The organism is Hyphomonas sp. (genome assembly GCF_046313975.1).
Taxonomy (GTDB): Bacteria; Pseudomonadota; Alphaproteobacteria; order Caulobacterales; family Hyphomonadaceae; genus Hyphomonas.
Genome location: NZ_JBKBXB010000022.1, coordinates 19,608 through 31,306, shown reverse-complemented (window position 1 = coordinate 31,306; position 11,699 = coordinate 19,608). Strand labels below are relative to the sequence as shown.

The 11,699-nt window shown below is 62.8% G+C and carries 11 protein-coding genes; 7 read left to right on the top strand and 4 right to left on the bottom strand.

Annotated elements, in window-relative coordinates:
- Nucleotides 1–178: 178 nt before the first annotated feature.
- Nucleotides 179–946: an SDR family NAD(P)-dependent oxidoreductase gene (locus ACK4TE_RS09545; protein ID WP_409911275.1), complete on the bottom strand. Its 768-nt coding sequence runs from the start codon at nt 944–946 to the stop codon at nt 179–181.
- A 59-nt stretch (nt 947–1,005) separates the two neighbouring features.
- On the opposite strand from ACK4TE_RS09545, the gene ACK4TE_RS09540 reads away from it, so the two are divergent.
- Genes ACK4TE_RS09540 through ACK4TE_RS09530 form a run of 3 tightly spaced genes read left to right on the top strand, consistent with a single transcriptional unit; the run spans nt 1,006 to nt 3,959 of the window.
- Nucleotides 1,006–2,133, top strand: coding sequence for a Re/Si-specific NAD(P)(+) transhydrogenase subunit alpha (locus tag ACK4TE_RS09540; protein ID WP_409911274.1), 1,128 nt, complete (start codon nt 1,006–1,008; stop codon nt 2,131–2,133).
- Nucleotides 2,133–2,498 (top strand): proton-translocating transhydrogenase family protein, encoded by a 366-nt coding sequence (locus ACK4TE_RS09535; protein ID WP_409911273.1) that lies wholly within the window; start codon nt 2,133–2,135, stop codon nt 2,496–2,498. Before ACK4TE_RS09540 ends, ACK4TE_RS09535 begins: the two co-directional genes overlap by 1 nt.
- A gap of 3 nt (nt 2,499–2,501) precedes the next feature.
- Nucleotides 2,502–3,959, top strand: a complete 1,458-nt coding sequence (locus tag ACK4TE_RS09530) for an NAD(P)(+) transhydrogenase (Re/Si-specific) subunit beta (protein ID WP_409911272.1) — start codon at nt 2,502–2,504, stop codon at nt 3,957–3,959.
- 165 nt (nt 3,960–4,124) lie between these two features.
- Here ACK4TE_RS09530 and ACK4TE_RS09525 read toward each other — a convergent pair whose 3' ends face one another.
- On the bottom strand, nt 4,125–4,964 hold the full coding sequence (locus ACK4TE_RS09525) for an LD-carboxypeptidase (RefSeq protein WP_409911271.1): 840 nt from the start codon (nt 4,962–4,964) through the stop codon (nt 4,125–4,127).
- Nucleotides 4,965–5,237: 273 nt separating this feature from the next.
- Here ACK4TE_RS09525 and ACK4TE_RS09520 point away from each other — a divergent pair, with 273 nt between their 5' ends.
- Complete coding sequence (locus tag ACK4TE_RS09520; RefSeq protein WP_409911270.1) at nt 5,238–5,969, top strand: phospholipase D-like domain-containing protein; 732 nt, start codon at nt 5,238–5,240, stop codon at nt 5,967–5,969.
- Nucleotides 5,970–6,040: 71 nt separating this feature from the next.
- On the top strand, nt 6,041–7,438 hold the full coding sequence (gene murC / locus ACK4TE_RS09515; protein ID WP_409911269.1) for a UDP-N-acetylmuramate--L-alanine ligase: 1,398 nt from the start codon (nt 6,041–6,043) through the stop codon (nt 7,436–7,438).
- On the opposite strand, the gene ACK4TE_RS09510 is transcribed toward murC, so the two are convergent.
- Nucleotides 7,435–8,379, bottom strand: a complete 945-nt coding sequence (locus ACK4TE_RS09510; RefSeq protein ID WP_409911268.1) for an alpha/beta hydrolase family protein — start codon at nt 8,377–8,379, stop codon at nt 7,435–7,437. The genes murC and ACK4TE_RS09510 overlap by 4 nt on opposite strands.
- Nucleotides 8,380–8,450: 71 nt before the next feature.
- Between ACK4TE_RS09510 and ACK4TE_RS09505 the strand changes: the two genes are divergently transcribed.
- Nucleotides 8,451–9,671, top strand: coding sequence for an aminotransferase class V-fold PLP-dependent enzyme (locus ACK4TE_RS09505; RefSeq protein WP_409911267.1), 1,221 nt, complete (start codon nt 8,451–8,453; stop codon nt 9,669–9,671).
- On the opposite strand, the gene ACK4TE_RS09500 is transcribed toward ACK4TE_RS09505, so the two are convergent.
- The gene (locus ACK4TE_RS09500; RefSeq protein WP_409911266.1) at nt 9,672–10,529 is read right to left on the bottom strand and encodes a hypothetical protein; all 858 of its coding nucleotides are present in this window, start codon (nt 10,527–10,529) and stop codon (nt 9,672–9,674) included.
- Between the two features lie 177 nt (nt 10,530–10,706).
- On the opposite strand from ACK4TE_RS09500, the gene ACK4TE_RS09495 reads away from it, so the two are divergent.
- Complete coding sequence (locus ACK4TE_RS09495; protein WP_409911265.1) at nt 10,707–11,693, top strand: haloalkane dehalogenase; 987 nt, start codon at nt 10,707–10,709, stop codon at nt 11,691–11,693.
- Nucleotides 11,694–11,699: the final 6 nt, after the last annotated feature.

Sequence of the window (11,699 nt, the reverse complement as noted above, 5' to 3'; positions counted from 1 at the left end):
CCTTGTCATCCCGGCTTTCGCCGGGATGACAGGAAACCGAGTTCAGGAAAAACCCACCGGCCGGGCACCCCCGCGTCCGGCCAGACGTGCTGCGCTCAAACTCGTGCGCCCCAGGAGCAAAGCGAAGCGCGCAGCGGCTCCGCGCCAGTGGCGCGGAAACAACCGCGAGCAAAAACAATCAAAGACTGCTCAAAAGATGCCCGCCATCGACGACGAGTGTCGAGCCGGTCATATAGCTGCCCGCCTCGGACGCCAGCAGCAGCAGCGCCCCGTCGAGTTCCCGGTAGTCGCCGAACCGGCGGAAGGCGACCCGCTTGCGCATCGCTTCGCCCGCTTCGGAATCCAGGTAGGCGTCATTGATCGCCGTCCTGAAATAGCCCGGCGAGATCGCGTTCACGCGGATGCCATAGCGCGCATTCTCCAGCGCCATATGCCGCGTCAGGTGGTCGACCCCGGCCTTCGAGACGCAATAGGCCGTCGTCATCAGCTGCGTCCGGTGCGCCGTGATCGAGGCGATGTTGACGATCGAGCCCTTCACCTTGGCCTCGATCAGCGCGTTGGTCGCATGCTTGCCGACGCGCCAGACGCCGGTGAGATTGGTATCGATAACGGCGTTCCAGTCTTCCTCGCTCTGCTCGCGGAACCAGCCTTCGCGCGACATGCCGGAATTGTTGATCACCACGTCGCAAGGCCGCCCGAGCGCCTCGCGGACCGAATCAAACGCCGCCCGGACGCTGCCATCATCGGTCACATCCATTTCGACCGCGAGCGCCTTTCCGCCCCCGGCTTCGATCTCCGCGGCCACTTCCTCCAGCTTGTCCATCCGCCGCGCGGCGACCACAACGGTCGCGCCTGCCCCTGCGAGAACCCCGGCAAAGTGGCGGCCCAGACCGCTGGAGGCCCCCGTCACCAGCGCCGTCCTGTTAGCCAGACTGAACAAGCTCATGCCCTTTACTCCCAAAATTTCTGTTGCACTGCGCAAGGTTTAACCTAATTCAAGGCGCCATGAAGATATCAGTGCTCAAAGAACGGCGACCCGGCGAAACCCGCGTGGCGGCAACTCCGGAGACAGTCAAGAAGCTCGTGGGCCTCGGCCACACGGTCACGGTCGAATCCGGCGCCGGCACGGTCGCCGGCTTTCCGGACGGCCCCTTCACCGAGGCCGGCGCCAGCATCGCCGCCTCCGCGGCCGATGCCGCCCGGGGCGCAGATATCGTCTTCAAGGTCCGCCGTCCTTTGCCGGACGAGGTGGCCGCGCTTCCCGAAGGCGCCGCCGTGATCGCGCTGATGGAGCCCTTCGCTTTCCCGGCCGACGAGATCGCCGCGCTGAACGCCAGGAAGATTGCCGCGCTGTCGATGGAGTTCACGCCCCGCATCACCCGGGCCCAGTCGATGGACGCGCTGTCGTCGCAGTCGAACCTCGCCGGCTACCGCGCCGTGATCGAAGGCGCGCAGATCTATGGCCGCGCCATGCCGATGATGATGACCGCTGCCGGAACGGTCGCCCCGGCCAAGGTATTCATCATGGGCGCCGGTGTTGCCGGCTTGCAGGCCATCGCCACCGCCCGCCGCCTCGGCGCGGTCGTCACCGCCAACGACGTGCGCCCCGCCGCCAAGGAACAGGTCGCCTCGCTCGGAGCCAAGTTCATCGCGGTCGAGGATGACGAGTTCAAGGCCGCCGAAACCTCTGCCGGCTATGCCAAGGAAATGTCGAAGGAATACCAGGCGAAACAGGCCGCGCTCACCGCCAGCCACATCGCCAAGCAGGATATCGTCGTCACCACCGCGCTGATCCCGGGCCGCCCCGCGCCTGTTCTGATTACGGAGGAAATGGTCAAGTCGATGAAGCCCGGTTCGGTCATCGTCGACATGGCCGTCTCCCAGGGCGGCAACTGCCCGCTCTCGAAAGCCGACGAGATTGTCGACGTGAACGGCGTCAAGGTCGCCGGCTTCTCGAACCTGCCCGCGCGCCTGCCGGCGGACTCCTCCTCGCTCTACGCCAAGAACCTGCTCGCCTTCATCCCGCTGATCACCGGTGAAGGCGCAGCGCTTAATCTCGATACGGACGATGAAGTCGTCGTCGCCATGCTGCTCACGCGCAATGGCGCAACTGTCAGCGAAAGGCTCAAGTGATGAAACGCACCCTTTCCCTCGTCGCCCTCGCGGCGCTCGCGCTGCCGGCCCATGCCGAAGCGGGCGGGATTGAATCGACGGTCTTCCTCGCCGCCATCTTCGCGCTCGCCTGCTTCGTCGGCTACTATGTCGTCTGGTCGGTCACGCCCGCGCTGCACACGCCGCTGATGGCCGTCACCAACGCTATCTCCTCGGTCATCGTCGTTGGCGCGCTCGCGGCTGCGGCCGCACACGGACTGTCGCAGGAAGGCTGGGTCGCCAAGATCCTTGGCGCGGTCGCCGTCATGCTCGCCAGCGTCAACATCTTCGGCGGCTTCCTAGTCACCCAGCGCATGCTGGCCATGTACAAGAAGAAGGGTCAGTAAGCCGTGGAACAATTCCAATCCACCTGGGCGCCGCTTCTCTATCTCGTCGCCGGTATCCTGTTCATCCTCGCCCTGCGCGGCCTCTCCAGCCCCGCGACCAGCCAGAAGGGCAACCGCAACGGCATGATCGGCATGACGATCGCCGTCGGCACGACGCTTGCGCTTCTCTGGAACCAGCTTGATCCCGTCACCTGGGGCCTGATCATCGGCGCCGTCGCCATCGGCGGCACCATCGGCGCGATCATCGCCCGCCGCATCCCGATGACCGACATGCCGCAGCTCGTCGCGGCCTTCCACTCACTGGTCGGTATGGCCGCCGTCCTCGTCGCAGCTGCCGCGCTCTACGCGCCGGACAGCTTCGGCATCGCCGAGCTGTTCATGACGACGGGTGATCCGTCCACGAGCAGTTACGCCGTGAACGGCATAAAGACCGCCTCGTTGATCGAGCTTGGCCTCGGCTCAGCCATCGGTGCTCTGACATTTACCGGTTCGGTCATCGCCTTCGCCAAGCTCAACGGCAACATGAGCGGCGCGCCGATCCTGCTGCCAGCCCGCCACGTCCTGAACCTCGCCCTCGGCGCAGGCATCATCGCGCTGACCGTCATCCTGATCCTGTCGCACGGCACGGCGCACTGGGCCTTCTGGGGCCTCACCGCGCTTGCCCTGATCCTCGGCATCACGCTGATCATCCCCATCGGGGGCGCCGACATGCCGGTCGTCGTCTCGATGCTGAACTCCTATTCCGGCTGGGCCGCCGCCGCGCTCGGCTTCACACTCGGCAATTTCGCGCTGATCATCACCGGCGCCCTCGTCGGCTCGTCCGGCGCGATCCTGTCCTACATCATGTGCAAGGGCATGAACCGGAGCTTCATCTCGGTCATCCTTGGCGGCTTCGGCGGCGAGGATGCGGCCGCGGCCGGCGGCGCGAAGGTGGATCGTCCGTACAAGAAGGGTTCCGCCGAAGATGCGGCCTTCATCATGAAGAACGCCTCGAAGGTCATCATCGTTCCCGGCTACGGCATGGCGGTCGCCCAGGCGCAGCACGCGCTGAAGGAAATGGCCGAGAAGCTGAAGGAAGAAGGCGTCGAAGTGAAATACGCTATCCACCCCGTCGCGGGCCGGATGCCGGGCCACATGAACGTCCTCCTCGCGGAGGCGCAGGTGCCTTACGATGAGGTGTTCGAACTCGAAGACATCAACTCGGAATTCTCCGCTTCGGACGTCGCCTTCGTCATCGGCGCCAATGACGTGACGAACCCCGCCGCGAAAACGGACAAGACATCACCGATCTACGGCATGCCCATCCTCGATGTCGAGAACGCCCGCACGGTGCTGTTCATCAAGCGCTCGATGGGCTCGGGCTATGCCGGCATCGAGAACGAACTCTTCTTCCACGACAACACGATGATGCTGCTCGCGGACGCCAAGAAGATGGTCGAGGATATCGTGAAGAACCTCTAGGCTCCCATCTTCCGCACACAGATAAAAGGCGGGCTCGCCAGGCGATGCCCGCCTTTTTTGTGCCCCCTCTCCGCAGATACCTGCGAAGGCAGGTATCCAGCGCACTCAAGAACTGGACCCCAGCCTTCGCTGGGGTTTCCGGTTAGGTCAGGAGATGGAGCGGCTCTAAGCGCTTGCCGCCCGCTCGCCGAACACCACGATCTTGTTCTCCACATCATGGCCGATATCCGCGCGGCCAAGATAGGCAATCCCGCCCCGCGCGCACCAGTGCGTGACGATCTCCTCCTCGCTCGCCCCGAAGTCGATATCGTTCACCGGAATCGCCCCGCACCGCCCGAGCCGTATCCCCGCCACCTTCTTCACTTCCGGGTTCGACGTGATCGTGAACATCATCCGGTCCAGCCGGTAATGATACTCGCCCACATCCTCCAGCATCAGCACATGGCCGCTGAGGTCCGGCAGCCAGCCCGTGCCGATCAGGCTCGCGAACACCGAAATGTTGAAGGCGGCATATTTGCCCGGCGCGCGCGCCGCCGCATCGATTCCCGCCCCATCATCCGTACCCGTCAGAAAGCCGAGCGACCGGCGCACCGCCGCCTCGCCGCCCTCGCGCAGGATGTCCGCCGGCATCGGCCCGTGCACGACGCGGCCGATCCCGTCGCGGGCAAGGCGCGCCAGCAGGCTGCCCGCATCGCTATATCCCAGATAAGTCTTCGCCCGCGCCGCCTCGCCCAGATTCCCGAACGCCGTATCGAGGATCCGGCACGCGCCATACCCGCCCCGCGCAAACCAGACCGCGTCCAGCGAAGCATCATTCGCATACGCCTCAAACGCCGCCGCCCGCGCAGTATCCGGCCCCGCAAAATGCCCCTCCCGAAGGAAGCATTGCGGATGAAACACCAGCTCCGCGCTATCGCCCGCCAGCGCGCTGACGCGCTCCGCCAGCGACCTGTCAATCGCCCGCCCCGGCCCGACAATCCCGATGCGTGTCACTTTCGCGCCCATGTCACTCTCCCGGATGTGCCCGCGCAGTTAAACCGGCATTCCCCGAAAATGGGAACGGGTATTGGTGCTGATGCAGACCGCTACAAATCAATGACGAGTACCGAAAAAGTAAATGATGGAAGTCTTATCGAGCAAATCAAATAGGTCCGATGGGAAACCAATGTTTGCGCCGTCAAACGGTTCTGCCTACACCTAAGCAATAGGAAGCCTCTTCTCAGCTCGAAAAGCCATAGATCGGCATCTTTCTAAAACCCAAGGAGAGAGATCGAAACTATGTTGGGCAGATTCGTTACAATATTCATTACTGTGATGCTTTTGAATCAGCTTTTATTCTTTGGGTTCTGCTTGCGTCCGGATTGCTTGGCTGCCGCCACACCGCATGTACTAGTCATCACAATAGTCATTGGGCTTGCTTGGGGTAGAGTAAGCGAAACAAGTTACAAGGCGCCAGACAATTCTGAAGTTCGGCAATCATTGGACGAACTACTATCCAACTCACAACGAGGACGCCTGCAAGAAATTCCCGAAGGAAGCCTAAAAATATTGATAGGTGTCGATCACTACCAGTACCTAATTGATTGCTTGAAACATTCTAAGGTACGGCTAATCATCATGTCCGGCTGGCTGAGCAAGCATGTAATGGATGATGCATTTCTCAAGCTAGTCTCAAAAAAGCTACAGCAGGGAGTGACGATATACATCGGCTACGGAGCTCAAGACGCACAAGGATACCACAAGTATTTTGAAGGAACAAAGCAGGTGTTGGATTCACTGCGAACACTCCTGAAGAAATATCCGGATCAACTCTTCGTCGCGAACTTCGCCACACATGAAAAGCTTTTGGTTGTCGATGATCAAACAGTGGTTATTGGTTCCGCAAACTGGCTTTCCAACAGGCAATACAAGAATTCTGAGCGCAGCGTAATAATCTCGAACTCGGAATTTGCTAGTTCAGAGGCAAGTCGCGCAATCGCTGTCGTTAAACTGTTCCGTGTCGGCGACTAACCCATTTGTATTCTCGCTTCTTATCGGTGCCGTGATGCGCCTTCGAAAATGCCTGCTATAGAACGAGCCTAATGACCGAAATGAATCGCTATTTCTTCTGCGGCATCGGCGGCTCCGGCATGTTGCCGCTGGCGTTGATCCTGCTCGACCAGGGCCACATTATCGAGGGCTCGGACCGGTCGCTTGACCAGGGGCGCACGCAAGCGAAGTTTGACTATCTGCTCAGCAAGGGCATCCGCCTTTATCCACAAGATGGCAGTGGCGTAACCAGCCCGGAGCAGGTCGTGGTCGCTTCCGCCGCCGTGGAAGACACCGTGCCCGATATCGCCGCCGCGCTTCGCGTCGGCGCCAAGCGGATGAGCCGGGCGGACATGCTGTCGGCCCTGTTCAACGCCGCGCCGTTTGCGATTGGCGTGGCGGGCACCAGCGGCAAGTCGACCGTCACCGGCATGATCGCCTGGATCCTCCACCATGCCGGCAAGAGCCCGACCGTGATGAACGGCGCGGTGATGAAGAATTTCCGCACGCCCGAGGCGCTGTTCTCCAGCTCTCTCGTCGGCACCAGCGGCGTCTTCGTCTCGGAAGTCGACGAGAGCGACGGCTCTATCGCTGCCTATAATCCCCGCGTGGCCGTGCTGATGAACATCGCGCTCGACCACAAGACGATGGACGAGCTGCGCGCCCTCTTCGGCGGCTTCGCCGCGCGTGCGCAGGATGTCGTGCTGAACCTCGACAATGTGGAGACGGCGCGTCTCGCCGCGGACTTCCCCGCCGCGATCACCTACAGTCTCGACAACCCCGCTGCGCAGCTCACCGCCAGCGAGATCGCCCCCGCGCCCACCAGCATCACATGCTCCGTACACGACCGGAAAGCCGGCACTTCCGCCACCCTCCGCCTCGCCACCCCCGGCCGGCACAACGTCTCCAACGCCCTCGCCGCCATAGCCGCCGCAATGACCTGCGGCGTCACACTCGAGGGAGCCGCCGCGGCGCTTGGCGAATTCTCCGGTATCGCCCGCCGGTTCGACATTGTCGGCACGGAGAATGGCGTGACCGTCATCGATGATTTCGGGCACAATCCGGACAAGATCGCCGCCACCCTGCGTACGGTGAACCAGTTCCCCGGCCGCGTCCTCGTCATGTTCCAGCCGCACGGCTTCGGCCCGATCAAGAAAATGCGCCGCGAATTCGCGGAGTGCTTCGCCGAAAATCTGAAAGCGGAAGACATCCTCCTGATGCCCGAGCCCGCCTATTTCGGCGGCACGGTGGACCGCTCAGTCGGCAGCGCAGACCTCGCCGCCGATATCCGCGCCCGTGGCCGCAATGCCGAAGCGCTCGGCGACCGCGCGGCCTGCGGCGCGCGCCTCCTGGAGCTCGCAAAGCCCGGCGACCGGATCCTCGTCATGGGCGCGCGCGACGACACACTGACCGTGTTCGCACAGGAATTGCTGGCGAAGCTCAACGGCTAGTCTGCGGCTGGCGGCAGCCCGACGAAACTTGCAAGCACGTCCGCCTGAACCCGGAAAGCCTCCGTATCCGGAGCAACCAATTCGACATGACCGGTCGCAGGCACGACGATCAGCGAAGCTGTGTCCCCCGCCGTCTCGGCTTTCCGCGTCAGCCCGTCGCCGAGCAACGGCGGCGCGATCCGGTCGTCGCTGCCATGAACGCTGACGAAGGGAACGCCGACCGGCAGCAACCGCGCCGGCGAGGTATCTGCAAGCGGGTCCGGCCGCAGCTCGCTCACCGGGCCGGTCAACTGGTCGTAGATGGCATCGAGGCAGGATGGCAGGGTGACTGGACGGGAGGCTTCAAGGTCCGCCAGCCCGCCGGAGACAACCACACCCTGGAAGCGCAGCGGATTGCTGACGGAAAGCTCGCTTGTCTCCGGCAGCTGGCCACGCGCCGCCAGCCACAGGATGAGGTGACCGCCCGCCGAATGCCCGATGCCGGTGACGCGCGAGAGGTCGAGGTTCAGCCCGTCCGCCCGCTCGAGGAGTTCATCGGCCGCCGCGCCAACATCCCGGAACGTTCCGAGGTATCCGCCACCGGGTTCATCAACGCCGCAATACTCGATGTTCCAGACCGCCCATCCGCGCTGGCGCAGACCCTCAGCTATCCAGTTCATCAGTGTACGGTCGGCAATGGATTTCTGCCAGCAGCCGCCATGCACCATCACGACAACCGGGTGAGGCCCCTCGCCCTTCGGCACCCAGAGATCGGCAATATCCGTGGGCCCGTCGCCCCAGAGGATCTCGACGGAAGGTTCCGGCCGCGGTCGGCTCGTCAGGTCCGGCCAGGTCATCAGGGCGGGCGGCGTTTCAGGCATCGCAGGCTCCGGCGCCACGGCCTGCGGCTGGCAGGCGGCGAGGATAGAGGCCGCCGCGATCATCGCCAGATGTTTCCACACGCCCGTCTCCCTTGCCGCCAGCCGCTTGCCCGCTACTCTCGCAGGTTCGCAAGCACAGGCAAGCCAGTCAGATGTTTCAGGTTCCGAACTGCCAGGATGACGCCCTCGCCCTCGACCGCGGCGATCCGCTGGCGCCCGCGCGGAGCCATTTCGAGATACCCGGTGGAACGATCTACCTGGTCGGCCACTCGCTCGGCCCCCCGCCTGCTGAGGCGCGCCGGAAGGCGGCAGCCGCGCTCGATGCCTGGCAACGCGACCTTGTGCGGGGTTGGAACTCGGCCGGGTGGATCGACCTTGCCGAGCGGATGGGCGCGCGGATCGCAGGGCTGATCGGCGCGGAGCCGGGCAGCGTGGTGGTGACGGACAATGTGTCCGTGAACCTGTTCAAGCTGGCGTCTGCGGCCCTCGGCCTCGCCCGGCGCCCGCTGCTCATGATCGAAGAGGATGAGTTTCCGACCGACCAGTATATCGTTGCGGCGCTAGGCCGGTTGCAGCAGGCCGAGCTGCGGCGCGTGCCGACCGGCGAAGGAATTGCCGCGCTGAAGGAAGGCGGCGTTCTGATCAAGAGTGTGGTCAATTACCGGTCGGCGGAGATCACCGATATGGCCGCGCATGAGGCTGAGGCCCGCAGGAACGGCGCGCTGATCGTGTGGGACCTCAGCCATGCAACCGGCGTTCTGAACCTTGCCCTGTGCTCCCACGGCGCGCAACTCGCGGCGGGGTGCACCTACAAATATCTCAATGGCGGTCCCGGCGCGCCCGCCTTAGTGTATGCCTCGCCCGAGATTTCCGGCAAGCTTTCAACGCCCCTGCCGGGCTGGATGGGCCATGCGGCACCGTTCGCGTTTGAGTCGCACTACGCGCCCCGCGAGGGCGCCGCGCGGTTTGCCAGCGGCACACAGCCGATCCTGTCGCTGGCGTCGCTGGACGGAGCACTGGATGTCGTGTGCGGGCAAGCGCCGGAAGACATTCAGACGAAAGCCCGGAGGATGGGCGCCATGGCGATCCGCCGGGCAAAGGAGATGGGCCTCGAGCTGCTCTCTCCGCAGGATGATGCGCGGCGCGGCGGACATGTCAGCCTACGGATCACTGATGGCTATCCGGTGGTGCAGGCCCTTGCGGCCCGCGGCGTGCTCTCGGATTTCCGGGCGCCGGATACGGTGCGCCTCGGATTTTCGCCGCTGTTCCTGACCTATGCGCAGGTCTGGGAGGCGATGGATATCCTCGGCGATATCCTCTCCACCCACAGCTGGGATGCGCCGGAATTCCACATCCGCGCAAAGGTGACCTGATTACTCAGGCAGCTGATCAGTCCAGCGTATGCCGAGCTTCGACCGGATGAGAGACCGGACCTCATCATAGCGCGGGCCGAAATCTTCTGCCGCCAGGATGATGTCACCGACGCCGCCGGACTGGTACTTGATCACACGGGTTGCAAACGAATTGATGCCCCGGAGCAAAGGGTTGTAGGCGGAAAAAATTGTATCTGGGTCTTTCAGTGAAAGGACGATCGTCAGGCCTGTTCTGGGGCCGCCTATATTGGAGCTACCGCTGGTTAGAAGCGCGGCCTCAGCGCCCTCGGAGATGTCGCTCCATCGGATTAGCCCTGGCGAAACATCGCCCGGCTCATAGACGAAGCCTTCGTCCGTGGCGACAAAAACCGGCAAGTTGCGAAACGCCCGAAGCGTGAAAGCGACCAGCAGGAAATGCGCAACGATGTAGAAGAAGACCAGCGCCATCAATGGCTCCACCTCCCAACTGGCAGGACGCAGATCCGCCGTGCCCGGAACCAGCACGATGGCATTGAGACCCACCACAAAGAACACGGCCACCAGTGGCAGGATGAAGCGGGTTGCAAACCGTGGTGGATAAATCGCGATGAGCGGCTTTCCGGTTTTCCTTCGCTGCCTTGCGCGCGAAAACTCGATAAGAATGAACTGCCAGATGAGTGCGACAAGGACGATGAAAAATATGCAGAGGACAATGATCGCGAAGGGATCAATTGCGCGATCAACAGACCCCCAGACAGCCTCCGTCCAAAACCGGTATCCGCCGAACACGTCGGCGAGGAATGCCAGAAGCATCACGGCGGCCATGGGATAGAAGACCCACTGCAACACAGTGAGAATCTTCAACTGTCGTTTGTTCACGCAGCAACCCCAAGGTTCGTAGAGTTATGATCTTACAATGATTTTTAATGTTGTCGATGATCGAGAGATCAGCCGGAGACGCGGGGCCGACAATGGCCAAGGAATGTGATTGACCCAAATTATTATTGGCACTACTAGTGTCATTATAATTTTCAGGATCGACCGGGAGCTCTCATCGTGCAGGTTTTCAGAACGCCCGAAACGCAATTCGTCAGTCTGTTCGAATATCCCTTCGCACCGCTCTATTCCGACGTGCGCGCGGCAGACGGCACGGCGCTGCGGATGCATCATATCGATGAAGGCCCGAAGGATGGGCCCGTCCTGCTCTGCCTGCACGGCCAGCCTTCGTGGAGCTATCTTTACCGCCGGATGATCCCGCGCCTCACGGCGGCGGGCTTCCGCGTGATCGCGCCGGACCTGATCGGTTTCGGCCGGTCTGACAAACCAACGTCCACGGACGATTATACCTATTCCGGCCATGTCGACTGGCTGGGCCAGTGGCTGCGCCAGCTCGACCTCAATCACCTCACCCTCGTCTGCCAGGACTGGGGCGGGCTGATCGGCCTACGCGTTGCTGCCGAGCAGATCGAGCGGTTTGACCGGCTGGTGATTGCCAATACCGGCCTGCCGAGTACGGCGATGATCTCGGACGAGATGTCTGCCTTCCTTGGCCAGATGTATCCGGCCGTGCCGGTGCCGGATGCGGCGATGGTGCGCGAGCAGTTTCAGGCAGGCGGGCCCGGCGCCTTCCTCTACTGGGTAAAGTATGCCGCCGAATGCCCAGACTTCTCCATCCGCGATGTCTTCGGACTGTTGTCGGGCATCACGGACGCTCGGATTCTTGACGGTTATGTTGCTCCGTTCCCGGATGATACGTTCATTGCCGGTGCACGGAAGTTTCCGTCGCTCGTGCCGCTGCTGCCGCATCACAAGCCGGACCGGCTCGCCAATGACGCAGCATGGAAAGTGCTGGAAGCGTTCAGGGGCCGCGTGCTGCTCTCCTTCAGCGACGGCGATCCGGTGACCAAAGGCGGCGACGCCATCTTCAAGGCGCGCCTGCCGGGCGCCGAAGTGGTGACCATTGCAGGCGGCGGACATTTCCTTCAGGAAGATGCCTCAGAAGCGTTCTCAGACGCCACCATCGCCTTCATGCGAAAACCCTGAGGGGAG

What these genes read in the sequence shown, in the direction of transcription:
- ACK4TE_RS09545 (WP_409911275.1), bottom strand. Translation starts at nt 946, where the DNA reads ATGAGCTTGTTCAGTCTGGCTAACAGGACGGCGCTGGTGACGGGGGCC.
- ACK4TE_RS09540 (WP_409911274.1), top strand. Translation starts at nt 1,006, where the DNA reads ATGAAGATATCAGTGCTCAAAGAACGGCGACCCGGCGAAACCCGCGTG.
- ACK4TE_RS09535 (WP_409911273.1), top strand. Translation starts at nt 2,133, where the DNA reads ATGAAACGCACCCTTTCCCTCGTCGCCCTCGCGGCGCTCGCGCTGCCG.
- ACK4TE_RS09525 (WP_409911271.1), bottom strand. Translation starts at nt 4,964, where the DNA reads ATGGGCGCGAAAGTGACACGCATCGGGATTGTCGGGCCGGGGCGGGCG.
- ACK4TE_RS09520 (WP_409911270.1), top strand. Translation starts at nt 5,238, where the DNA reads ATGTTGGGCAGATTCGTTACAATATTCATTACTGTGATGCTTTTGAAT.
- murC (WP_409911269.1), top strand. Translation starts at nt 6,041, where the DNA reads ATGACCGAAATGAATCGCTATTTCTTCTGCGGCATCGGCGGCTCCGGC.
- ACK4TE_RS09505 (WP_409911267.1), top strand. Translation starts at nt 8,451, where the DNA reads ATGTTTCAGGTTCCGAACTGCCAGGATGACGCCCTCGCCCTCGACCGC.